Below are 22,882 nucleotides of genomic sequence, written 5' to 3' on the forward strand. Positions count from 1 at the left end.
CCATGCCTGACGCTGCACTCGCCCAGCATCGTGCACGGCTGCACGAGACGCGCTGCCAGACATGCAGCCTGGCATCGCTTTGCCTGCCTTTGGCACTGGATCTCGAGGACATGGACCAGTTCGACGCGATTATTCGACGTCGTGCACCGCTCAAGAAAGGCGAACCCCTGGTCCGTCAGGACGCAGTGTTCACCAGCGTCTTCGCAGTTCGTTCGGGCAGCCTCAAGCAGGTCACCAGTGAAGGACGGGGGGAAGATCAACTCACCAACTTCTACCTGCCCAGCGAGATGGTGGGCCTGGACGGGATCGATGCGCGCCGTTATCCCGGCTCGGTGATCGCCCTGGAAACCACCACCGTCTGTGAGATTCCCTTCGATCGCCTCGATGCGCTCTCGGAAAAACTGCCCGAACTGCGTAGCCAGATCTATCGCAGCATGAGCAAGGAGATGCATGAAGACCGGCGCATGCTGCGCCTGTTGTCTCGCAAGACGGCCGACGAGCGTCTGGCGAGCTTCTTCACCAGCCTCTCGGCCCGCTTCCGCCGACGCGGCTATTCGGCCTACAGTTTCCGGCTATCCATGTCGCGAGGCGACATCGGCAACTATCTGGGCCTGGCGGTGGAAACCGTCAGCCGCATCCTCAGCCGCTTCCAGAACCAGGGGTTGGTCACCGTTTCAGGCCGTGAGGTCAACATTCTCGACCTGGCATCCCTGGAGCGATTGGCGGAAGGCGAAGGGATCAACGACTGAGCGGCTCACTCCCCAGGTTGAGCGCATCGATACGCGTCTCTTTCAGATGCGCCTGCTTGGCCTCGAGCCCCTGAAAATCGAACAGGTCGCGGTCGGCAAGCTGGGAGGGGGAGACATTGGTCACCGCCTTGAACATGGTTTCCAGCCGCCCGGGGTGCTTGGCTTCCCACTCGGCGAGCATCTCCTTGACGACCTGACGCTGCAGATTGGGCTGCGAGCCGCACAGGTTGCAGGGAATGATAGGGAACCCCATCTGGCGGGAAAACTCGGCGATGTCCGCTTCCTTGCAGTAAGCCAAGGGCCGAATGACGATATTCTTGCCATCGTCGGAGAGTAACTTCGGTGGCATCGCCTTGAGGCTCCCCCCGAAGAACATGTTCAGAAACAACGTCTCGAGAATGTCTTCGCGGTGATGGCCTAGCGCCACCTTGGTGGCACCGATCTCCTCGGCAAAGCCATACAGGGAACCACGCCGCAACCGTGAGCATAGCGCACAGGTGGTCTTGCCTTCCGGTGTCTTCTCCTTGACCACCGAATAGGTGTCACGCTCGAGGATGTGGTAATCGACACCGATCGACTCGAGATACTCAGGCAGGATATGTTCGGGAAATCCGGGTTGCTTCTGATCGAGATTGACGGCGACCAGCGAAAAATCCACCGGCGCATTGCGCTGCAGATTACGCAGGATTTCGAGCATGGTGTAGGAGTCCTTGCCACCGGACAGACACACCATCACCTTGTCGCCTTCCTGAATCATGCCGTAGTCGATGATCGCATTGCCGACCTGGCGCCGCAGTCGCTTATGCAGCTTGTTGAATTCCCGCTTTTCCTTGGCGAAAGACGCGTCCTTCGGGAGAGGTGCGTTCTCGGAGAGAGGCGCGTCGCTGGATGCGCTCCCGGCGGTCAGCCAGGGCGCTAGGGCATCGGGGGACGAGAAAACGTCGGACATGATCACACGCAAACGGACGGCAAATGGGCCGCTATCTTACCACTTCGCCCTGCCAACTGACGATATTCCTCGCTGCGCGCACCTACCCTTCGCGGGCATTGTCGATGCTGTCATGCGCCAGCCGGGGCAGCTGCGTCTTGCTCAGCCTGACGTACATCAGGGCGGTGGTCACGGCATCGCCCAGCGCGGTATGACGGCCCATGACCGGTACATTCAAGGCGTCGGCGACACTCTCGAAATTGAGCACGGGCTCCACCATGGGATGGCTACGCCGCAGGTTGCGAGCGAAGCGCTGCTCCACGTCAATGAGGCTATTGGGCAGGTCGAAGCCCAGCAGCGGACGCAGATGCCGGTTGATCACCAGCAGGTCGAAGCCGATTCTCCAGCCGATCAAGGGGCGATTGCCTACAAAGTCCAGCAGTTTCACCAGCGCTTCGCGCAGCGAGTCGCCGCCATCCAGATCGACGCCTCGTAGCCCATGGATACAGATCGAGTCTCCCGTCAGGCTGGAGGGACGCTGGAGACGCAGGTCCAGGGAATCGCTGGTCATCACGCGATCACCGCGCACCTTGACCGCTGCGATCGACACCAGCTCGGCGGTCTTCGGATCGAGCCCGGTCGTCTCGCAATCCAGGGCGACCATTTCATTCCCAGTATAGGGATTGAATAGCCATCCATACTGGCCGCTGGCCTGGCGACGACGATCAGCAACACGCCGCAGTGTTCTCAACATGATCCTGCTCCTGTCTCGCCTGTCATCCGACACTCCGTGTCGCTCAGTACTCGAGGTGGAAGCGGTGTGATAACCGCTGCTTGAAATCCTTGACGATATGCAGCGCTTCGCGCATCAGATCACGCTCCAGCGAGGAGAGGTGCTGCACCACCACGCGATTGGCGTCGCGCCCGGTATCGGGATCGTCAAGACGTGCCAGTTGTTGCTTGAGCCGCAATTCGGTGAACAGCGACAAGGCTTCCCCCAGGTCCTCGGCAAAGCGGTCTTCGAGCCGCCCCTCCGCTGCCAGCGCATCGAGCCGTTCCAGGGTCGAGGTCGGCCGAATGCGGCGCTCGAGTGCCAGCGTGCGAACCCCATGAACGATGGGAAAGATGCCGCCTTTCTTGATATCGATGCCGTGTTGAGGACGCTTCAACGAGCCGAACAAGGTCAATGGCGTCGAGAAACGCAGCGTCGAGCGGGCAAAGTACGACAACAGCAATTCGTCCCGTGAGCAGCGCTCGAACATTTCATCCCGCAGCGTGTCGAGTAGCCGGGGATTGCCGGCGACGGCGTGGGCATCGAGAAGGATCGCCAGATTCATCAGACTGTCGCCGTCCCGACTCGCAGCCCAGCGGGCCACTCGCGCCCGCCATGCCGCCTCGCTGCCGACCCAGGCCGGGTTCGAGACCATGATGTTGCCCGGGCAACGCGGATACCCGAGCCGAATCAGGGTGTCGGTGATCTGGGCCATCTGCGCCTGGCAGTCGGGCCAATCGGTACCGTCGGCCAGGATCAGGGCATTATCCTGATCGGTCTTGAGGATCTGCTCTCCTCGCCCCTCACTCCCCATCACCATCAGGCAGCTCTGTTCGAGTCGCGCCGGATCGACGAGAAAGCCGACTGCCTTGGAAATGATGCGACCATTGAGTGCCGCCAGCAGCTCCATGGCAAAGCGCAGCCGGACGCCTTGGGCCATCAGGGCGCGCACCAGCTCGGGGGTCCGAGCACTGGCGCGCACCAGTTCGTCGAGGCTCTCGGCTTGTTCGACCTGGAGACTGACCACGTAGCTGCGACTCGAGAAATAGCTGAGCACGTCGGTCAGCTCGACGACCCCCACCGGCGCGCCCTGTTCGATGACCACGACCCTGGCGACCTTGTGCCGGGTCATGCGAACCAGGGCCTCGAACAGGTATTGATCCGGCGTGGCAGTGACCAGGTCGAAATGGGCAATGCCGATCACCTGGCTCGACGACTCGAGCCCCTCCATGACCAGGGCATTGAGCAGGTCGGTCTTGGTCACCATACCGAACCGTCCGTCCCGCCCTACCAGCAAGCTATCCGAATGGCTGTCGTTGAGGGTACTCACCGCCGAGGCGATGCTGGTGGACTCATCGACGATCAGCGGCGCACGCATGCATTCGCTGATACGCGCCAGCATGAAGCCGGCCATCGTCACACCGCCTTCCGCTCGCCGCTCCGTCAGGAGCCGGGCCTTATGGGCCAGGCTTTGGCGAAAGAACTCGGCGAACGCGGGATAATCCTGGCACAGGCGATTGAATAGCGCCTTGGGCATCAGATAGCAGAGGCTTTCCTGCTCGGCCTTGAAGCGGTAGCGGCTCTTCCCGTTGAGGATGCTGATGGCACCGAACAGGTCGCCCGCAGTGTAATGACCGATGCGCGCCTGGGCGGTAGGGACCGAGGTATCCAGTTCGGCGACCTCGCCCTTGTGAATGATGAAAACGTACTCCCCAGGCTGACCGGCATCGAGGATGATTTCTTCCTCATCGAAGTAGGCCAGGTCGATACCGGTGCGCACCCGATCACGTCCGGCTTCATCAAGGAGCGTAAAGGGAGGCTGTGTGAGATCGACATCGACCATCTACTGCCCTCGGTTGCTGGGAAAGCGCTCCGGCCATGCCCTGTGGCAGGCACCGGCTCCCTGAATGAATGCGCTGGCGTCCTTGGTCCATCCAATCATGGTCGCTACCCGAGGGCGTCATCGACCAAGACAGGCATAAGGGAGGCAATTAGCCGAAAGTTCTATGTCGTTTCCCAGGCGATCCTACTTCCTGGGACAGGCCTTTTACGCATTATCAGAGCCGACTAATGAGATGAAGCTGGCATCAACTCAAGCGTGTGACATCGGTAAAGCTAGAATAGCAACTCCTGCTTTCGCCACAAAAGATAGACTATCGTTCTAGCCCGCTTGGCATTGCACGAATTATTGTGGGTTTCACTGGCTAGACCATCGTCCTATGTCGTCGTTACCTCGTATTCAAAAGACCTGATTAAATTAACCTAAGCTGTTGATATTAAAAGAAATATATCATTGTAACTTCAATCGCTTTTTCCTTATGATACCAAAGTATGGGATTTTATTTTTTGCGGTTGTTGACCACTATTGGCCAGGAGTCATGCAGGGCAATCGCACGTCGATAATGGGCCTCAAAAGGCCAGGGCGGGCGAAGGACGACCTTAGTCTTACTGGGTTTCCAGTCAGCTTGACCTTGATCGCTTACGATTGGATACATGAAAACGAGGGTGGTTGTTTACGAGCGATTGCCCTGAAGACAGCCACTACCTTCATTAACATTTCCCCTTCAAAACAAGCGGAGAGCAAACCATGGCAGAAGATAAATCCAATGCCGCTGCTTACTGGAAGGCTAACGTTCGCCTGATAACCGGCTGCCTTATCCTATGGGCGTTTGTGTCCTATGGCTGCGCCATCCTGTTTCGCCCCTTGCTATCAGGGATTCCTGTCGGCGGTACGGACCTTGGCTTCTGGTTCGCCCAGCAGGGTTCAATTCTGACCTTTATCGGCATCATTTTCTTTTATGCATGGAAAATGAACCAGCTCGATAAGAAGTTTGGACTCGGGGAGTAACCAGCATGAGTCAATTTGCCATTAACCTGATATTCGTAGGCGCGTCGTTTGCGCTCTACATCGGGATCGCGATCTGGGCGCGCGCCGGGTCGACGAAAGACTTCTATGTGGCCGGCGGTGGCGTACACCCCGTGACCAACGGCATGGCGACAGCGGCCGACTGGATGTCCGCGGCCTCCTTCATTTCCATGGCCGGCCTGCTGGCTTCGGGCGGTTATGCCAACTCCACCTTCCTGATGGGCTGGACCGGCGGCTACGTCATCCTGGCCATGCTGCTGGCACCGTACCTGCGCAAGTTCGGCAAGTTCACGGTTCCCGACTTCATCGGTGATCGTTTCTACAGCAGCACCGCTCGCCTGGTTGCAGTCGTGTGTCTGGTCGTGGCGTCCGTCACCTACGTTATCGGACAGATGACCGGGGCAGGTGTGGCATTCTCGCGCTTCCTCGAAGTCTCCAGCACCGCCGGTATCTGGATCGCCGCGGCCATCGTGTTCCTGTACGCCGTATTCGGCGGCATGAAAGGCATCACCTATACCCAGGTGGCCCAGTACATCGTACTGATCATCGCCTACACGATCCCTGCCGTATTCATCTCGCTGCAGCTCACCAACAACCCCATCCCGATGTTCGGCATGTTCAGCACTCACACCGAATCCGGCGTGCCGCTGCTGGCCAAGCTGGATGATGTCGTCAATGCGCTGGGTTTCCGTGACTACACCGCTGACGTCGACAACAAGCTGAACATGGTCCTGTTCACCCTGTCGTTGATGGTCGGTACCGCGGGCTTGCCGCACGTCATCATCCGCTTCTTCACCGTACCCAAGGTTGCGGATGCGCGTTGGTCGGCCGGCTGGGCTCTGGTATTCATCGCCCTGCTCTACCTGACTGCCCCGGCCGTCGGCTCCATGGCGCGCCTGAACCTGATGACCACCATCTATCCGGACATGGCGGGCCAGGTCGAGAACTACGAAGAAGCCGCTACCAACCCGATCGCCTATGAAGAGCGTCCTGAGTGGGTGCGTACCTGGGAAGAGACCGGGCTGATCACCTATGAAGACCTGAACAACGATGGCAACATCCAGTTCTACAACGATGCCGAAGACTTCTCCGAGCGTGGCTGGGAAGGCAACGAACTGACCGTCAACAATGACATCCTGGTACTTGCCAACCCCGAGATCGCCAACCTACCGAGTTGGGTCATCGGCCTGATCGCAGCGGGCGGTATTGCCGCAGCCCTCTCCACGGCAGCCGGTCTGCTGCTGGCCATCTCCTCGGCCATCAGTCATGACCTGATCAAGAACACCATCAATCCGCGGATCACCGAAAAGGGCGAGATGCTGGCAGCACGTATCTCCATGGCAGGGGCGATCCTGATCGCGACCTACCTGGGCCTGAATCCTCCGGGCTTCGCGGCACAGACCGTTGCCCTGGCCTTCGGTATCGCCGGCGCCTCGCTGTTCCCGGCACTGATGATGGGTATCTTCTCCAAGCGCATCAATAACGTGGGGGCCGTGGCCGGCATGCTGGCAGGTTTGATCTGTACGCTGCTGTACATCTTCACCTACCTCGGCTGGTTGTTCATCCCGGGCACCAATACCCTGCCCAATACCGTGGACAACTGGATCTTCGGCATCTCCCCGCTCTCCTTTGGCGCAGTCGGGGCCATCATCAACTTCATCGTGGCCTACGGTGTCTCCAGCGTCACCGCAGCTCCCCCGCAGGAAATCCAGGACCTGGTGGACAGCGTTCGCTATCCCAAAGGTGCTGGCGGGGCCGTCGACCACTAAGCCATAATGCTCCCCGGCCCGGGACCCCGGGCCGCGGGATCGAACCGAATCGGGCTTCCCTCATGGGAAGCCCGATCTCTTTGAGAAGGGCAAACCATGATTTGGCATCTGATTGCGGCGTTGTTCGCCGGCCTGGGCGCAGCGGGCATTGGGCTCTTGTTGAGAAGCCTGAGTGGAAATCGCCTGCCCCGCTGGGTGATACCGGTATGCGGCGGATTGGGCATGCTCGTCTACCAGATCCATCACGAGTACTCCTGGTTCCGCTACAAGCAGGAACAACTCCCCGAATCCGCCCAGGTAGTTTCCACCGAGAGAGATAGCATGCTGTGGCGTCCCTGGACCTACCTGTACCCGATGACCGTCGGCTTCAGCGTGATCGACAGTGACAATACCCTCGTTCGCGAATCCGACGACGAGACGCTGGTCGAGTTTCTGCTCTATCGCTTCAGGAAAGAGTACGTCGATGTCGTCGACCACCAGGCCTACCTGCTGAACTGCAATGCACGAGAACTCTTGCCTCTGGCAGGCGAATCGCGCCGCCCGCAGGTCGATCAATTGCGTCGCCTCGAGCCGTCGGCCCCCCTCGTGCAGGCGGTCTGCCCCGCCGACTGAGTCAAGCGGCTCGACAAGAGCCACTCCTCTCGGGTGCCCGGCTGTGTTCACGGTCGGCTTGCCCTAGAATGGCCGCAGACTCGAGGGAGAAAGACGCATGTTTCCAGGCTGGCTACTGATCGCCGTTTCACTTGTCTACATCGCCGTACTGTTCGGGATCGCCTGGCGCGGCGACCGCCATGCGCGTATCCATGGCGCCACGCAGCGCCGCCCCGTCATTTACAGCCTGGCCCTGGCCATCTATTGCACCTCGTGGACCTTCTATGGCGCCGTGGGCGAAGCGGCGACCTCGGGATGGTCGTTTGCCAGTATCTTCGTGGGTCCCATCCTGACGTTCATGCTGTTCTGGCCAGTACTGGCCAAGATGATTCGTGTCGCCAAGCACCAGAACGTCACCTCGATCGCCGACTTCATCGCTTCACGCTACGGCAAGACCCAATCGCTGGCGGCCTTCGCGAGCCTGGTAGCGCTGGTGGGCACCCTGCCCTACATCGCCCTGCAACTGAAGGCGGTCTCCGCGGCCTTCATGGTGCTGACCGACACTTCCGACCTGACCCGGGCGCCCCTGTTCGCCGATACCGCGTTCTATGTCGCCGTCGTCATGGCCCTGTTCGCCATTCTGTTCGGCACCCGGCACACCGATGCCACGGAGCATCACGAAGGCCTGGTACATGCCATCGCCTTCGAATCGCTGGTCAAGCTGGCCGCGTTCCTGATCCTGGGGGCCTATGTGACCTGGGGGATGTTCGACGGGTTGAGCGACCTGCTCGGTCGTGCCGATGCCCAACTGCAACTTCAGCAGCAATTGGCCGAACAGGATTTCGGCCGCAGCTTCTGGGCCCAGACGCTGCTCGCCATGCTGGCCGTGTTCTGCCTTCCTCGTCAGTTTCATGTCGCCGTGGTGGAGAATACCCATCGCGACGACGCCCGCAAGGCACGCTGGCTGTTTCCTCTCTACCTGGTGGCGATCGGCTTTTTCGTGCTACCGATTGCCGCGGCCGGGCTGACGATCTTCGCCGGGACCAACGTCGAGCCGGACACCTACGTGCTGGCCATTCCGATGGCGGCCGACAATAGCCTGCTGACCCTGCTTACCTTCATCGGCGGCTTCTCGGCGGCCACCGGCATGGTGATCGTCGCCACGGTCGCCGTGTCGATCATGATTTCCAACGAGATCGTCATCCCCGCCCTGTTCCGCCTGCGCTGGTTCGACACCAAGCTTCGTGACTACGGGCGATTGGTGCTGCGGGCCCGACGCATCACCATCGTGGTCATTTTGTCGCTGGCCTATGGTTTCTATCAGCTGATCGCGGAGTTCAGCACGCTGGCTTCAACCGGCATGCTGTCGTTCGCGGCCGCCGCCCAGTTCGCCCCCGCCTTGCTGGGTGGGCTGTATTGGAAGCGTGGCAACCGTATGGGGGTCATTGTCGGCATGAACGTGGGCTTCGCCATCTGGGCCTACACGCTGCTCCAGCCCACGCTGATCAATGCCGGGGTGCTGCCCCAGGCCTGGCTGTCCGGCGGCCCGCTGGGGATTGCCTGGCTAGCCCCGACCCAGTTGTTCGGCCTCAACATCGGTGACAGTTTCACCCATGGCGTCATGCTGTCGCTGGGACTCAACCTGTTCTGCTACATCTTCGTGTCGCAGATGACCCCGCAGCGGGTTGTCGAGCGCATCCAGGCCTCGCTGTTCGTCGATAGCGTCGAGACGCGCCAGACCTCGGTCAACCGGCCGTGGACCGGAGCCACCACCGTGGGCGACCTGAAGGTGCTCTGCGAACGCTTCCTCGGTGCAGGACAGGTCCAGCGCGCCTTCGACGATTATGCCCGGCGCACCGGCAAGCCTCTCGAGGACACCGCGCGCGCCTCGATCGACGTGATCCAGTTCACCGAGCGGTTCCTGGCCTCGGTGCTCGGCGCCTCCTCGGCACGCATCGTGGTCAATTCCGCCCTTCAGGGCCGGGGCATCGGCATCTCCGACGTCATCTCGATCGTCGACGAGGCCTCCCAGGTACTGGAGTTCAACCGTGCCCTGCTTCAGGCCACCATCGAGAACATCAACCAGGGCATCAGCGTGGTCGACCAGAACCTGCGCCTGGTAGTCTGGAACCAGCGCTACCTGGAATTGTTCCGTTTCCCCGATCACCTGATCCGGGTCGGGGCGCCGATCGACAAGATATTTCGCTACAACGCCCATAATGGGGAATATGGACCCGGCGACCCCGAGGAGCACGTCGACCTACTAATCGACAATATCCGTCAGGGACAGCCTCACCGCTACGTACGCTACCGGCAGGATGGCACCGTGCTTGAGGTTCAGGGCAACCCGATGCCCGGGGGCGGCTTCGTCTACACCTACCAGGACATCACCCAGCAGAAGCGCATCGAGGAAGCGCTGATCCGCTCGGAAAACAATATCCGCATCTATACCGACAACGTGCCGGCACTGATCGCTTATTTCGACAAGGAGTGCCGCTATCTCTTCACCAATCGTGCCTACGAGCAGGTCTTCAATGTCGACCGCAATGCGGTGATCGGCGAGCGCATGGAGAGCGTGATGCAGCCGCATATCGCCCGCGACCGCGCGCCCTGGATGCAGCGCGCCCTGGCGGGCGAGCGGGTCAGCTTCGAGATATCGCTGGGTGACGGCGAAGGCGGCACTCGCTACATGCTGGTGACCTATACGCCCCACTTCGGGGATAGCGGCAGCATCCTGGGCTTCTTCGCCCTCTATCAGGACATCACCGAACGCCGCCTGGCCGAAATGGCACTCAAGGAGACCAACGAGAACCTCGAGGAGCGGGTCCGCGAACGTACCCAGGCGCTGTCGGAAGCCAACGCCGCCCTGCGCCAGGAAAACCGCGTTCGAGCCGAGGCCGAACAGGCCCTGCGCCAGGCCAAGCAGATCGCGGAAGATGCCAACGCCTCAAAGACACGGTTCCTGGCCGCGGCCAGCCACGACCTCCTGCAACCGTTGAATGCGGCACGCCTGTTCACGTCTGCGATGTCACAGGACATGGAGGCCACGGATCTCAAGCGCACCATAGGCCACATCGACAATTCACTGCAGGCCGCCGAAGAACTGCTAGGCACCCTGCTCGATATTTCCAAGCTCGATGCCGGCGCCCTGACCCCCCGGCGCAGCCACTTCGCCCTGGCCGACATCTTTCGTCCGCTGCGTGCCGAATTCGAGGTCATGGCCGAGGAGCGCGGCCTGGACTTCAGCGTGGTCAGCACGGCCGCCTGGGTCGACAGCGACGCGCAGATGCTGCGTCGTATCGTGCAGAATTTTCTTTCCAACGCCATCCGCTATACCCAGCATGGGCGAGTCCTGCTGGGTTGTCGCCGCCACGGCGAGCGACTCGTCATCGAGGTCTGGGACAGCGGCCCCGGCATCCCCGAATCCAAGCAGGCCGAAATATTCCAGGAGTTCCGGCGCCTGGACCAGGCCTCTCGGCACAAGGAAAGCGAAAAAGGCTTGGGCCTCGGCCTATCGATTGCCGATCGCATGAGCCGCGTGCTCGACCACCCCATCCGGGTGCGCTCTTGGGAAGGCATAGGCACGGTATTCTCGGTCAGCGTCCCGGTGGTCGCGGCGGGTGAAGCCCAGACCCGCCTCGACGAGAGCCCCGCCCGGCGGGCCGGCAACAAGCTGGCGGGAACGCGGATCCTCTGCATCGACAACGAAACGCTGATCCTCGAGGGGATGAAAGCCATGCTGAGCGGCTGGGGCTGCGAGGTCTTCACGGCGACCACCATTGGCGGTGCCAAGTCGGTGTTGCGCCATCTCGATGGCGACCCGGATGCAATACTTGCCGACTACCATCTCGACAATGAAGTCACTGGCCTGATGGCCCTGGAAGCCTTGGCCGAGCGTTGCCAAGGCGCCGTGCCGGGGATCGTGATCACCGCCGATCGTACCGAGGAAGTGGCCGAGGAGATCCGCCGCAGCGGCTACCAGCTTCTGCTCAAGCCGGTACGCCCAGCCGCCCTGCGTGCGCTGCTGACCCGCATGCTGCAGGCCAGCCGTGCCTCACGCCAGACACGTTGAGTCGCTTCTCCTATCGCTGAACGTGCCTCAATAACGCCACAGGCCCGCAATGAGTGCGGGCCTGTGGTGGGTGCCTGTGTCGCTTTCGCTGGCAGAGAACTCAGGTCGCCTCGACCTTGGGCGGCTCGACTTCGAGCTTCTGCGCGGCAATGACGGCCTGTGTACGCGAGTGGACGCCGAGCTTACGCAGAATGGCGGTCACGTGGGCCTTGATGGTGGCTTCGGAGACGTTCAGCTCATAGGCAATCTGCTTGTTGAGCAGGCCTTCGGTCAGCATGTTGAGTACCCGGAACTGCTGAGGCGTCAGTGAAGCGATGGCCTCGGCGAAACGGGTCTCCTCCTCATTGGCCTCACCCATGACATCGGCCAGCTCAGGCGGCAGCCACACTTCACCATCGAGTATCTCACCCACCGCTTCGGCAATCAGCGACAACGAAGACGACTTGGGGATGAACCCCGACGCGCCGTAATCGATGGCACGTCGCACGACATGCGGCTCGTCGCTACCCGAGACGACTGCCACCGGCACGTCGGGCGTCTGGCCACGCAACTGGATCAGGCCGGAGAAGCCGTGCGCACCGGGCATGTGCAGGTCAAGCAGGATCAGGTCGGCGTCGGGATGGCGGGTCACCACTTCGGTGGTCGCCTCCATGGTATCGGCTTCGACGATTTCGGCCTGGGGCGCCAGCTGACGAAGCGCCTGCGTCAACGCGGCGCGGAACAGCGGATGATCATCGGCAACGATGAATTTCTGGGCAAAGGCCATTGGATTCCTCCGGTTCCTTGTCGCAGCCGGAACGCGTCCGACTGCCTGGCGCAGGTCAATTCGCCATTGTAGAGCGCATGTTACCCCATGGCGACGAAGATTCCCAAGGAACGCCCGACGCTGTCAACAATGGTCGAACACACGGTAAATTCACTACGCGCTAATCAAGACGGCGCTGTTTGACAGACCTACCGCCGAGTCTACCTTGAAAAAGCGATGCCTGCCGCCCCTGACGTGCCCGCGCGCGGCTCGCGCATCGCACGACCGATGACTACAGGAGGTAACATCATGAATGCGCTCGACCTGCTCAAGGAAGACCACGACAAGGTCCGCGACCTGCTCGATCAACTCGTCAACACCACCGAGCGTGCGGAAAAGAAGCGGCCCGAGTTGCTGGCCAAGATCGAAAAGGAAGTGAAGGTTCATACCCAGATAGAAGAAGAGATCTTCTATCCCGCGTTCAAGAAGGCCAGCGGCAAGACCAATGACAAGATGTACCACGAAGCCCACGAAGAGCATCGTGCCGTCGAGGATCTGGTATTGCCCGACCTCAAGAAGGCCGATCCCAAGGGAACCGAATTCTCCGGCCGCGCCAAGGTATTGAAGGAGCTACTCGAACATCATGCCGATGAAGAGGAGGATGAAATGTTCGAGCAAGCACGCAAGACCATGTCCGAAAAGCAGCTCGAGGAGCTCGGCGAGCAGATGGCAGCACGCAAGAAGGAACTCATGGCAGCCTGACGCACGCATTCTTGTTCCCATCTCACTGCTCGGGCCCGACGTCATCGTTCGGGCCCGCTTCGTTACCCGCATAGGGTCCGACACTGGCGGGAACGCCGGGCTTGGCTAGGCTGAAATGATGACATTTCCGAGCTCAAGGATCCGGGCGATGGAAAAGCTGAATGAATATCGGCGCAAGCGCGACTTCTCCCGCACCAACGAACCGGCAGGGGAAGATCGGCACGATGCCCAGAGTGGCCAGCGGTTCGTGGTACACAAGCATGCCGCCAGCCACGATCACTTCGACCTGCGCCTCGAGCTGGAAGGTGTGCTGCGTAGTTGGGCCCTGCCCAAGGGGCCGAGTCTGGAAACGGGCGAGAAGCGCCTGGCCGTACATGTGGAAGATCATCCACTGGAGTACGCCGACTTCGAAGGCGTGATCCCCGAAGGCACCTATGGCGGCGGCACGTCCATGCTGTGGGACCGAGGGGAGTGGAAGGCCACCGGCAAGCTCAAGGACGACCGTATCGACTTCGAGCTCGACGGCGAAAAGCTCAAGGGCAGCTGGACGCTGACACGCATGAGCGGGCAGCGCCAGAACAGGCGCGGCAACCAATGGTTGTTGATCAAGCGTCGCGACGACAAGCGCATGGATCCCGAGCTGAGCGCCGATGACGATCGTAGCGTGGTCAGCGGACGCAGCATGGAACAGATCGCTGAAGACCGCGATACGGTCTGGACCGCGCAAGGCGCAGAGGCTAACGACGGGAAAAGTGACGAACGGGCAGGCGAAGCGCCTGCGGTCTCGGCTGCGGAACGTGCCCCCGACCCTTCACGCGTCAAGGGAGCGCGCAAGGCCGCCCTGCCCCGGGAGGTACGGCCGCAACTGGCCACGCTCTCCCGTGAGGCCCCCGACCACAGCGACTGGATCCATGAAATCAAGCTCGACGGCTATCGCGTGTTGGCCCGCATCGACGGCGGCAAGGTCCAGCTCATTACGCGAAATGGCAAGGATTGGACACACCGATTCCCTGAAATTGCCAAGCGTCTCGCGTCGTTGCCTGCCGACTCGGCACTCCTCGACGGCGAGGTGGTGGCCGTCTCCCACGATGGGGTCAGCAACTTCGGCCAGCTGCAGGACGCACTGAGTCGAGGCCGTACGAAAGCGTTGATCTATCAGGTCTTCGACCTCCCCTACCTGTCCGGCCATGATCTCGCCAAGGTGCCCTTGATCGAACGCAAGCGACTGCTCGAGGAATTGATGTCGGCGGCCGGCGCCTCGGCCAGCGACACCCTGCGCTACTCCGATCATATCGATGCCCAGGGGCCCGCGTTCTATGAGCAGGCCTGCCGCATGGGGCTCGAAGGCATCATCAGCAAGCGCGCCGATAGCCCGTACCAGGAAAAACGCAGCAAGGATTGGCTCAAGACCAAGTGTGCGTTTCACGAGGAGTTCGTGATTGGCGGCTATACCGACCCCAGCGGTTCGCGGCAGGGCTTCGGCTCACTGCTGATGGGCGCATTCGACGACAAGGGGAGGCTGGAATACGCCGGACGCGTGGGCACCGGCTTTTCCACCCGCCAGCTCGAGACGCTGGGCGACACACTCGCTGCCATGGAAGCCCCCGAGTCTCCCTTCAACGGCCCCGTACCGGGGGAACGTGACGTTCACTGGGTACGGCCGGAGCAAGTCATTGAGGTGGAGTTTACCGAACGCACGCGTGACGGCCGGCTACGCCATCCTGCGTTTCGCGGGCTGCGTGAAGACCGCAATCCCGAGGAGATCCGCATGACGCGCGACAAGCAAACCACCGACGCCACGCCAGCCGCCGATGACAAGGCCACCGAGACCCGCCCCAGCAAAGGGCGATCCGGCAAAGGCAGTGCGCCACGCAAGGGCGATGCCGAGGTACTGGGCATGCGGCTCAGCCACCCCGACCGCGTTCTGTTTCCGGAACAGGGACTGACCAAGCTCGATCTGGCGCGCTATTACGAGGATATCCAGGACTGGATACTCCCTCACCTGGCGCGTCGCCCCTTGTCGTTGGTGCGCTGCCCCCAGGGGCGCACGGATGAGTGTTTTTTCCAGAAGCATCCTCGGGTGGCCATACCGGCCAGCGTGCCGCGGGTGGAAATCGACGAGAAGAAGGGACGCTCCGAGTACGTCTATGTGGAAACCGCCGCGGATCTGGTAGGCCTGGTCCAGGCCGGCGCGCTGGAGATCCACCCTTGGGGCAGCCGCATCGACGACATCGAACACCCCGACAATCTGGTCTTCGACCTCGATCCCGAGGAGGGGCTGGCGTGGAAGGAAATTCTGCGCGTGGCCGATACCCTGAGAGATCGCCTCTCATCGCTCGGACTGGAGAGCTTCGTGCGGACCACCGGCGGCAAGGGCTTGCACCTGGTGGTACCGATCACCCCGAGCGCCGACTGGGATCAGGCCAAGGCCTTTGCCAAGGCCGTTGCCCAACAACATGCCCAGGACGATCCCCAGCGCCTCACCAGCAACATGTCGAAGGCCAAGCGCGAGGGCCGTATCTTCCTCGATTACCTGCGCAATGGCCGCGGCGCCACGGCGGTGGCCTCCTATTCGGTGCGTGCGCGGGAGAATGCCCCCGTGTCGGTCCCGGTTCGCTGGGAGGAGCTGAATGCCGCCCTGCGCTCGGACCGCTACACCACAGCCAACCTGCGCCGCCGCCTGGCGGCGCTGCGTGAAGATCCCTGGTCTGGCTTTCGCGAGGCGGCTCGTCCACTGGATGCCGCCTTGCTCAAGTCGGTGGGGGTGACATGAGCCAAGTACTTAGGAGCCGATCATGACCCGGGAAAGCGGTCAACGCGAGACACCCTGGTGGCTGGAACCCGGCCCCGAAACCTGCCAGTTCTGTCACGCCACGTTTCACTTCGAGGCCGGCTACCACTGTATCTATTGTGACCGGCCTATCTGTCCGGTATGTGTTCGGGAGATTCAGGAGACCCGCAACACCGTCTGTCCCGAGTGCCACCAAGGAGACGACTGATGGCCGCAAGAGCGATGTGGAAAGGCGTGATCGGCTTCGCTGGGGTCCAGGTGCCGGTCAAGCTCTATTCGGCAGTACAGGACCGCAGCGTGCATTTTCGATTGCTGCACGAGAAGGATCGCTCGCCGGTCAAACAGGCCATGGTCAATCCCGAGACCGACGAAGTGGTGGATTACAATGCTATCCAGCGCGCCTACCGCACCGAGGAAGGCAGCCTGGTGGTACTCGACAAGGACGAACTCGAGGCGCTGGAGCCTGAGTCGTCCCGCGAGATCGAAGTAATCCAGTTCATGCCGGCGCAGGTCATCGATCATCGCTGGTACGACCGTCCCTATTACCTGGGGCCTGACGGGAGTGAAGAAAATTATTTCGCCTTGATCGAGGCGCTATCGCATAGCGGCAAGGAGGGGCTCGCGCGCTGGGTGATGCGCAAGAAGGCCTACATCGGCGCCCTGCGTCTGCATCAAGGCGTGCCGATGCTGATGTCGTTACGCCATGACGAGCAGGTGGTCTCGATCGATGCGCTGGCCCCCCCCGGCGGCAAGCCGCTGGACAAGAAGGAGCTCGACATGGCCCAGCAGCTGATCGGCATGCTCGAGGCGGAGTTCGACCCCGAGGAGTACCACGACGAATACCGGGCCCGGGTCATGGAGCTGATCGAGGCCAAGCAGCGCGGCGAGAGCGTCAAGGTGACACCGATTCGTCGTCCGAAGCCGTCGGATGACCTGTCGCAGGCACTCGAGGCCAGCCTGAAGAAGGAGCGCAAGCGTGCCTAGACAACGCCAGCGAGCCAAGAACGACGAGCGCACCGACCAGGACGCATCGTCGCGGGACGACGGCAAGCGTTTCGCTGGGGCTGGGCCGCGTCCCTTCTGGTCGGGCACGATCACGTTCGGCCTGGTCAGCCTGCCGGTGAACCTCTACCCCGCCAATCGAGCCAAGCCGGTGTCGCTGCGCATGGTCGATCAGGAGGGCACGCCGTTGGCCCGGCGCTACTTCTGCGAGAAGGAGGGTCGCGTTCTCGAGAACAGCGAACTCATCCGCGGCTACGAGGTGGAGAAGAATACCTTCGTGGTGGTCGAGGACCGCGAACTGGAGGAACTCGCCCCCGAAAAATCGCAGGAGATCGACCTGAAGCGCTTCGTCGGTCTCGACGAGATCGATCCGATGTATTTCCAGCGGGCCTATTTCCTGACGCCCGACAAGGGGGTCACCAAGGCCTACCGCCTGCTGGCCCAGAGCATGGAGGCCTCTGGACGCGCGGGTATCGCCACCTTCGTCATGCGCGGCAAGGAGTACCTGGTGGCCATCATTGCCGAAAAAGGCATCCTGCGTGCCGAGACGCTGCGCTTCGACGAGGAGGTGCGCGCCCCTGAGGACATCGACCTGCCCGACGCCCAGCGCCCCGACAAACAGCGGGTCAAGGCCTTCGAGAAGGCAATCGACTCACTGACCGACAACGCGCTGCCCCAGGACGCCCTGGAGGATAAACACAGCCAAAAGATCCTGGCCCACGTTCAGGACAAGCTCGAACGCGGCGAAGACGTCATTGGTGCCGAGGAAGCGCCGGACGTGGAAGACGAACCGGGGGGCGAAGTCGTCGATCTGATGCAGGTCCTGAAGCAGAGCCTGGCCAAGGGACGACCGCCTTCGGGTGCCCCTCCCTCCAGTCAGGACAGGAAGGGATCGGAAAGCAAACGCCCGCCGAAGAAAAAAACAGCGGCAGCCTCTGCCCCGTCGCGCAAGACACAGGCAAAACCCGTTTCCACTGGTAACAGCACAAGCAAGAGCAAGAGTAAGTCACGCACCTCCAGCACCAGCGATCTGACCTCGCTCTCCAAGACCGAACTCTATGAGCGCGCGCAGAAATTGAGCGTTTCAGGCCGCAGCCAGATGAGCAAGGCCGAATTGATCGAAGCGATCAAGAACGAGGCCTGATCCTACCCTTTTTGTATAAGCACTCATCCCCGGATACGAAAAAGCCGGCCCGAGGGCCGGCTTGGTGATGCACTAACCGCTTACTTGGCTATTTTTATTTAGCGACGCGATTGGAGATCAAGTCGTCGACCACGCTCGGGTCGGCCAGGGTGCTGGTATCGCCCAGGCCATCGACCTCGTTGGCGGCGATCTTGCGCAGGATACGACGCATGATCTTGCCGGAGCGTGTCTTGGGTAGCCCAGGCGCCCACTGAATGGCATCCGGCGAGGCGATCGGCCCGATGTCCTTGCGCACCCACTGGGTGAGCTCTTTCTTGAGTTCGTCGCTGGGCTCCACGCCATCGGTCAGGGTCACGTAGATGTAGATCCCCTGCCCCTTGATGTCGTGTGGATAGCCCACCACGGCGGCCTCGGCAACGGCCTGGTGCGCCACCAGCGAAGATTCGATCTCGGCAGTGCCCATGCGGTGGCCAGAGACGTTGATCACATCATCCACACGGCCGGTGATCCAGTAATAGCCATCTTCGTCACGACGGCAGCCGTCGCCGGTGAAGTACATGCCTTCGTAGTTGGAGAAGTAGGTCTGTACGAAACGCTCGTGGTTCTTCCAGATCGTGCGTGCCTGCCCCGGCCAGGAGTCGAGGATGACCAGGTTGCCGTCGGTGGCACCGTCGAGGATCTTGCCTTCGTTGTTGACCAGCGCCGGCTGGACACCGAAGAAGGGACGAGTGGCCGAGCCCGGCTTGAGCGCAATGGCACCGGGCAGCGGAGCGATCATGATGCCGCCGGTTTCGGTCTGCCACCAGGTATCGACGATCGGGCACTTCGAGTTGCCGATGACGCGATAGAACCATTCCCAGGCTTCGGGGTTGATCGGCTCGCCGACCGAACCGAGCAGGCGCAGGCTGCTACGCTGGCTCGAGTCCATGACCTTGTCACCGTGCGCCATCAGGGCGCGGATGGCGGTGGGCGAGGTATACAGGATCGCAACGTTGTGCTTGTCGACCACTTCACCGACACGACCGGCGGTCGGATAGCTGGGCACCCCTTCGAACATCAGGGTGGTGGCGCCGTTGGCCAGCGGACCGTAGACGATATAGCTGTGACCGGTGATCCAGCCCACATCGGCGGCGCACCAGTAGACCTCGCCTTCCTTGTAGTCGAAGACGTACTGATGCGTGAGTGCAGCGTGCAGCAGGTAACCGCCCGAGGTGTGCTTGAGCCCCTTGGGAGCCCCTGTCGAACCGGAGGTATAGAGGATGAACAGCGGATCCTCGGCGTTCATCGATTCGGGGCTGCATTCCTCTGACTGCTTGTCGACCACCTCATGGAACCAGACGTCACGCTCGTTCCAGTCGACATCGCCACCGGTGCGCTTGACCACCAGCACGTGGTTGACCACGTCGGTGCCGTCGCGGGTGAGTGCTGCGTCGACATTGTCCTTGAGCGGCACCCGCTTGCCACCGCGAAGCGACTCATCGGAGGTGATGACGACGGTGGACTGGGAGTCGACGACTCGCTGCGCCAGGGCATCGGGAGAGAAGCCACCAAAGACGACCGAGTGGATGGCACCGATACGCGCACAGGCCAGCATCGCCATCGCCGCTTCGGGGATCATCGGCATGTACAGGGTCACGGTATCGCCCTTGCCGATGCCGAGCTCCTTGAGCCCGTTGGCCAGCTGGCAGACACGAGCATGCAACTCGCGGTAGGTGTAGGTCTTGGATTCGCTGGGGTCGTCACCCTCCCAGATGATCGCCGGCTGATCGCCCCGCGTTTCGAGGTGGCGATCCAGGCAGTTGGCGCTGACGTTGAGCTGACCATCCTCGAACCAGCGGATGTCGACGTTGTTCGAAGCGAACGAGGCATTCTTGGTCTTGGTCGGGGCCTTGATCCAGTCGAGACGCTTGGCCTGTTCGGCCCAGAAGGCCTCCGGCTCGTCGACAGACTGCTGGTACATCGCCAGGTAAGTCTGCTCGTCGGCCCAGGCGTTGGCGGCAAAATCCTCGCGCACCGGATAGACGTTCTGCTGATCGCTCATGAATAAGGCTCCTGTCCAGGAGAGTGATCCAGAAAGTTCGCCGGCCCGCGTCACTGCGAAGTAGCCGACCCAGAAAACCGTCACAGCATATACCCGCGGGGGGCGCCCCGACTTTTAGACATTGGTATTAAGATTTTCCTTTTTAAATTCAATTATTTAAAAAGGGTTTCAAATATCCACACGCCCCTCATAGACCAAAGTCTGGGCGCATTGTCGACAACGATACTTCGTGCCCTTGCGAGCCAGCCCGTGTCGGCGGGCGCTGAAATAGTGACGATCACATTCACAACGATAGCAGTATGGCGCAGGACTGGAACGGCTGACATCGAACGAATGGGTCGTACGCGGTTTGAGGCCGAACAGGCGCACCATCACGGTTTTCCATTCGTGTCCGTGGGGTTGCATCCACGGCCCGCCTTCCAGGTGATGGACCAGCCAATGGGCCATTTCGTGGGGGACCACCTCGGCCAGGAAGGCGTGTCGATTCTCGCGCAGCAGCACCGGGTTGAAGCGCAGGCCGCGGCGTACATAGTGGGCTTGCCCCGCCCCCTTGCCACGCAGGTCGAACCACACGGCGGGACGCGGCAGGGCGGGATGGTAGCCAAGGCACAACTGCCAGGCCGCCTCGACCTGCTGATGAAGGCGCAGGTGGAGAGCAGCGTCATCGAGACGCTCGAGCTCGGCGGCAGAAGGCGTGGACAGGGCTGGGATGAGCGCTGGCTGATTCATACGATGCTAGAATGCCTCCACACGACGAAGGCGTCCAGCGCCTGCGTCAACCGACCGCTGCGTTGCAATGCGAGAGACCGATGGCCGATACCCCCCCTCCCCAACCGCTGCTCGACGATGATGCCCTTGAACGGCTCGATGAATTTCTCGAGTCCGAACGCGTGGATGCCGATGCCCTCGATCTGATCGGCACCCATGGCTTTCTGGTGGCACTGGCCGTGGCGCCTCGGGAGTGCGAGCCGGCGGTCTGGGTGGCCGATCTCTTCCAGGGTGAACCCGCCTTTACCAGCGATGGCGAGCGCCAGGAGATTCTTGGCCTACTCGAGACGCTACGCGACAATGCCATCGCTGCCCTCGACGAAGGCCTGCTACCTGAGCTGCCCTTCGACCTGGAGCTGGGGGGCCTGCCACCCGCAGAAACCCCGATCGGCGACTGGTGTGCCGGCTTCATGGAGGGCGTGTTCCTCGATGAGAGCGCCTGGTTCGAAGACAACGAAGAAGACGCAGCGACCTTGCTTTTGCCATTCATGGCGCTCTCGGGTCTGTTCGATGACGAGCCGGACATGGCCGAACTGGCAGGCGATCCGGAGCAGTTGGAAGGCTTGGTGCGCCAGCTTCCTGAACTCGTCCTGGACCTGTACCTTCACTACCGGGTTCCCCCTGAAAAACCCAAGCCCATGCCACGGCGCAAGCAACCGGCCGGACGCGGCAAGGGGCGACGCTAGCGCAAGCGGGTCAACCAGGCATTGAACGTACCAAACAGCCACTCGCGAATGCGTTGCGCCCAAGGCCGCCGTGCCCACTGCCGTGGATCGATCTCACGGCTGGTGGCGAAGTTACGTTCGAATAGCGTGGCCACGTCCCCGGCGAAGCGCGCGTCGTCCACCTCCTGATTGGCCTCGAGATTCCACTGCAGGCTCCAATGATCGAAATTGCACGAACCGATGCTGACCCAATCATCGGCCAGCACGAACTTGGCATGAATGAAGTTGGGCTGGAATTCGTAGATCCGCACGCCGGCACGCAACAGGCGGCCATAGAAACGCTGTCCGGCATAACGCACCCAGGGGTGGTCATGGGCATCGCCGGGAAGCAGCAGCCGAACATCGACGCCGCGCCTGGCGGCGCGGGCCAGGCGCATGCGCAAGCTCAGTGTGGGCACGAAGTAGGGTGTACACAGCCAGACCCGGCGGCTGGACGAGGCCAGCGTGCGCTGTAACGAGTGGCGAATCGCCTGGTAGCGGTAGCCCTGCCCCCAGATCACCCGCCCCCGCATGCCGTGATCGTTTTCCTGGGAGTCGGCCTCCGGCGCCAACTCACGCACCAGTGAAGGGCTGCCCTTGCCACGGGACAGGGGCGAGTCCCAGAGCCTTGCGAACAAACGCATCCAGTCGGCAACCACGGGCCCCTCGATGCGTACCGCCACTTCATACCAGGCGTCGAGAAAATCATCGACGGCACCGAAGCCGCCGGTGAAGGCCACCCGGCCATCGATCAGCAGTAGCTTGCGGTGATCGCGCGTCAGGTTGCGCGCCAGTGAGTGGAATCCCAGCGGATTGAAGAAACGCAGCGCCACGCCACTCGCCAATAGACGCTGGCGATCCGCGTCTTCCAGACCCCGCGATCCATAGCCATCGAGCAGCAGCATCACCGTGATACCCTGGGCTGCAGCCTCTGCAAGTGCCTCGATCAGGCCATCGGCGAGACGCCCCGATTCCATCAGGTAGAGCTCGATCAGGATCGACGAGCGGGCCTTGCCGATGGCTTCGAACATCTCCGGCAGGAAGCGCTTGGCTTCGGGCAGCAGGGTAAAGCGATTGCCCTCTCTCCACATGCCACGCATCTCGATCTCGCTTTCCCGGGATTCGTCCTCTATTGACGCATGATTAAGCGGGACACGGAAGAACCCCCTGCGTCGGGG

18 protein-coding genes are annotated in these 22,882 nt (G+C 61.6%); 11 read left to right on the top strand and 7 right to left on the bottom strand.

Annotated elements, in window-relative coordinates; translation table 11 throughout:
- Window positions 1-2: 2 nt before the first annotated feature.
- Window positions 3-749, top strand: a complete 747-nt coding sequence (gene fnr / locus JH15_RS06385) for a fumarate/nitrate reduction transcriptional regulator Fnr (protein ID WP_043528093.1) — start codon at window positions 3-5, stop codon at window positions 747-749.
- Here the strand turns inward: fnr and ttcA are convergent.
- The 3 genes from ttcA to JH15_RS06400 all read right to left on the bottom strand — a co-directional run bounded on the left by ttcA (window position 739) and on the right by JH15_RS06400 (window position 4,292).
- Window positions 739-1,698 (bottom strand): tRNA 2-thiocytidine(32) synthetase TtcA, encoded by a 960-nt coding sequence (gene ttcA, locus JH15_RS06390; protein WP_231566375.1) that lies wholly within the window; start codon window positions 1,696-1,698, stop codon window positions 739-741. The two genes, fnr and ttcA, sit on opposite strands and share 11 nt — an antisense overlap.
- A gap of 82 nt (window positions 1,699-1,780) precedes the next feature.
- A complete protein-coding gene (locus JH15_RS06395) occupies window positions 1,781-2,431 on the bottom strand; it encodes a 3'-5' exonuclease (protein ID WP_043528096.1) in 651 nt (216 codons plus the stop codon).
- A gap of 43 nt (window positions 2,432-2,474) precedes the next feature.
- A complete protein-coding gene (locus JH15_RS06400) occupies window positions 2,475-4,292 on the bottom strand; it encodes a DUF294 nucleotidyltransferase-like domain-containing protein (RefSeq protein ID WP_043528098.1) in 1,818 nt (605 codons plus the stop codon).
- Window positions 4,293-5,036: 744 nt separating this feature from the next.
- Between JH15_RS06400 and JH15_RS06405 the strand changes: the two genes are divergently transcribed.
- The 4 genes from JH15_RS06405 to JH15_RS06420 all read left to right on the top strand — a co-directional run bounded on the left by JH15_RS06405 (window position 5,037) and on the right by JH15_RS06420 (window position 11,747).
- Entirely contained in the window at window positions 5,037-5,297 is a 261-nt protein-coding gene (locus JH15_RS06405) for a DUF4212 domain-containing protein (RefSeq protein WP_043528100.1), read from the top strand.
- Between the two features lie 5 nt (window positions 5,298-5,302).
- Window positions 5,303-7,084 carry a sodium:solute symporter family protein gene (locus JH15_RS06410; protein WP_043528102.1) on the top strand — a complete coding sequence of 594 codons (1,782 nt, stop codon included), beginning with the start codon at window positions 5,303-5,305 and terminating at the stop codon, window positions 7,082-7,084.
- A 96-nt stretch (window positions 7,085-7,180) separates the two neighbouring features.
- Window positions 7,181-7,696 (top strand): hypothetical protein, encoded by a 516-nt coding sequence (locus tag JH15_RS06415; protein WP_043528103.1) that lies wholly within the window; start codon window positions 7,181-7,183, stop codon window positions 7,694-7,696.
- A 97-nt stretch (window positions 7,697-7,793) separates the two neighbouring features.
- On the top strand, window positions 7,794-11,747 hold the full coding sequence (locus tag JH15_RS06420; protein WP_043528106.1) for a hybrid sensor histidine kinase/response regulator: 3,954 nt from the start codon (window positions 7,794-7,796) through the stop codon (window positions 11,745-11,747).
- A 100-nt stretch (window positions 11,748-11,847) separates the two neighbouring features.
- Here JH15_RS06420 and JH15_RS06425 read toward each other — a convergent pair whose 3' ends face one another.
- The gene (locus JH15_RS06425; RefSeq protein WP_043528108.1) at window positions 11,848-12,513 is read right to left on the bottom strand and encodes a response regulator; all 666 of its coding nucleotides are present in this window, start codon (window positions 12,511-12,513) and stop codon (window positions 11,848-11,850) included.
- 288 nt (window positions 12,514-12,801) lie between these two features.
- On the opposite strand from JH15_RS06425, the gene JH15_RS06430 reads away from it, so the two are divergent.
- The 5 genes from JH15_RS06430 to ku (JH15_RS06445) all read left to right on the top strand — a co-directional run bounded on the left by JH15_RS06430 (window position 12,802) and on the right by ku (JH15_RS06445) (window position 18,191).
- Complete coding sequence (locus JH15_RS06430; RefSeq protein WP_043528110.1) at window positions 12,802-13,254, top strand: hemerythrin domain-containing protein; 453 nt, start codon at window positions 12,802-12,804, stop codon at window positions 13,252-13,254.
- A gap of 148 nt (window positions 13,255-13,402) precedes the next feature.
- Window positions 13,403-16,027, top strand: a complete 2,625-nt coding sequence (gene ligD / locus JH15_RS06435) for a DNA ligase D (protein WP_043528112.1) — start codon at window positions 13,403-13,405, stop codon at window positions 16,025-16,027.
- A 22-nt stretch (window positions 16,028-16,049) separates the two neighbouring features.
- On the top strand, window positions 16,050-16,253 hold the full coding sequence (locus JH15_RS18045; RefSeq protein ID WP_156105255.1) for a hypothetical protein: 204 nt from the start codon (window positions 16,050-16,052) through the stop codon (window positions 16,251-16,253).
- Window positions 16,253-17,029: a non-homologous end joining protein Ku gene (ku, locus tag JH15_RS06440; protein WP_043528114.1), complete on the top strand. Its 777-nt coding sequence runs from the start codon at window positions 16,253-16,255 to the stop codon at window positions 17,027-17,029. Before JH15_RS18045 ends, ku (JH15_RS06440) begins: the two co-directional genes overlap by 1 nt.
- Window positions 17,022-18,191: a non-homologous end joining protein Ku gene (ku, locus tag JH15_RS06445; RefSeq protein WP_043528116.1), complete on the top strand. Its 1,170-nt coding sequence runs from the start codon at window positions 17,022-17,024 to the stop codon at window positions 18,189-18,191. The genes ku (JH15_RS06440) and ku (JH15_RS06445) overlap by 8 nt, the downstream gene beginning before the upstream one ends.
- A gap of 94 nt (window positions 18,192-18,285) precedes the next feature.
- On the opposite strand, the gene acs is transcribed toward ku (JH15_RS06445), so the two are convergent.
- Window positions 18,286-20,232 carry an acetate--CoA ligase gene (gene acs, locus JH15_RS06450; protein WP_043528118.1) on the bottom strand — a complete coding sequence of 649 codons (1,947 nt, stop codon included), beginning with the start codon at window positions 20,230-20,232 and terminating at the stop codon, window positions 18,286-18,288.
- Window positions 20,233-20,400: 168 nt separating this feature from the next.
- Window positions 20,401-20,961 carry a SprT family zinc-dependent metalloprotease gene (locus tag JH15_RS06455; protein ID WP_043528120.1) on the bottom strand — a complete coding sequence of 187 codons (561 nt, stop codon included), beginning with the start codon at window positions 20,959-20,961 and terminating at the stop codon, window positions 20,401-20,403.
- Window positions 20,962-21,041: 80 nt separating this feature from the next.
- Between JH15_RS06455 and JH15_RS06460 the strand changes: the two genes are divergently transcribed.
- Window positions 21,042-21,686, top strand: a complete 645-nt coding sequence (locus tag JH15_RS06460; RefSeq protein ID WP_043528122.1) for a YecA/YgfB family protein — start codon at window positions 21,042-21,044, stop codon at window positions 21,684-21,686.
- Here the strand turns inward: JH15_RS06460 and JH15_RS06465 are convergent.
- Window positions 21,683-22,804 carry a phospholipase D-like domain-containing protein gene (locus JH15_RS06465; protein ID WP_043528124.1) on the bottom strand — a complete coding sequence of 374 codons (1,122 nt, stop codon included), beginning with the start codon at window positions 22,802-22,804 and terminating at the stop codon, window positions 21,683-21,685. The genes JH15_RS06460 and JH15_RS06465 overlap by 4 nt on opposite strands.
- Window positions 22,805-22,882: the final 78 nt, after the last annotated feature.

Origin of the sequence: Litchfieldella xinjiangensis, from assembly GCF_000759345.1 — a bacterium.
Lineage (GTDB): Bacteria > Pseudomonadota > Gammaproteobacteria > Pseudomonadales > Halomonadaceae > Litchfieldella_A > Litchfieldella_A xinjiangensis.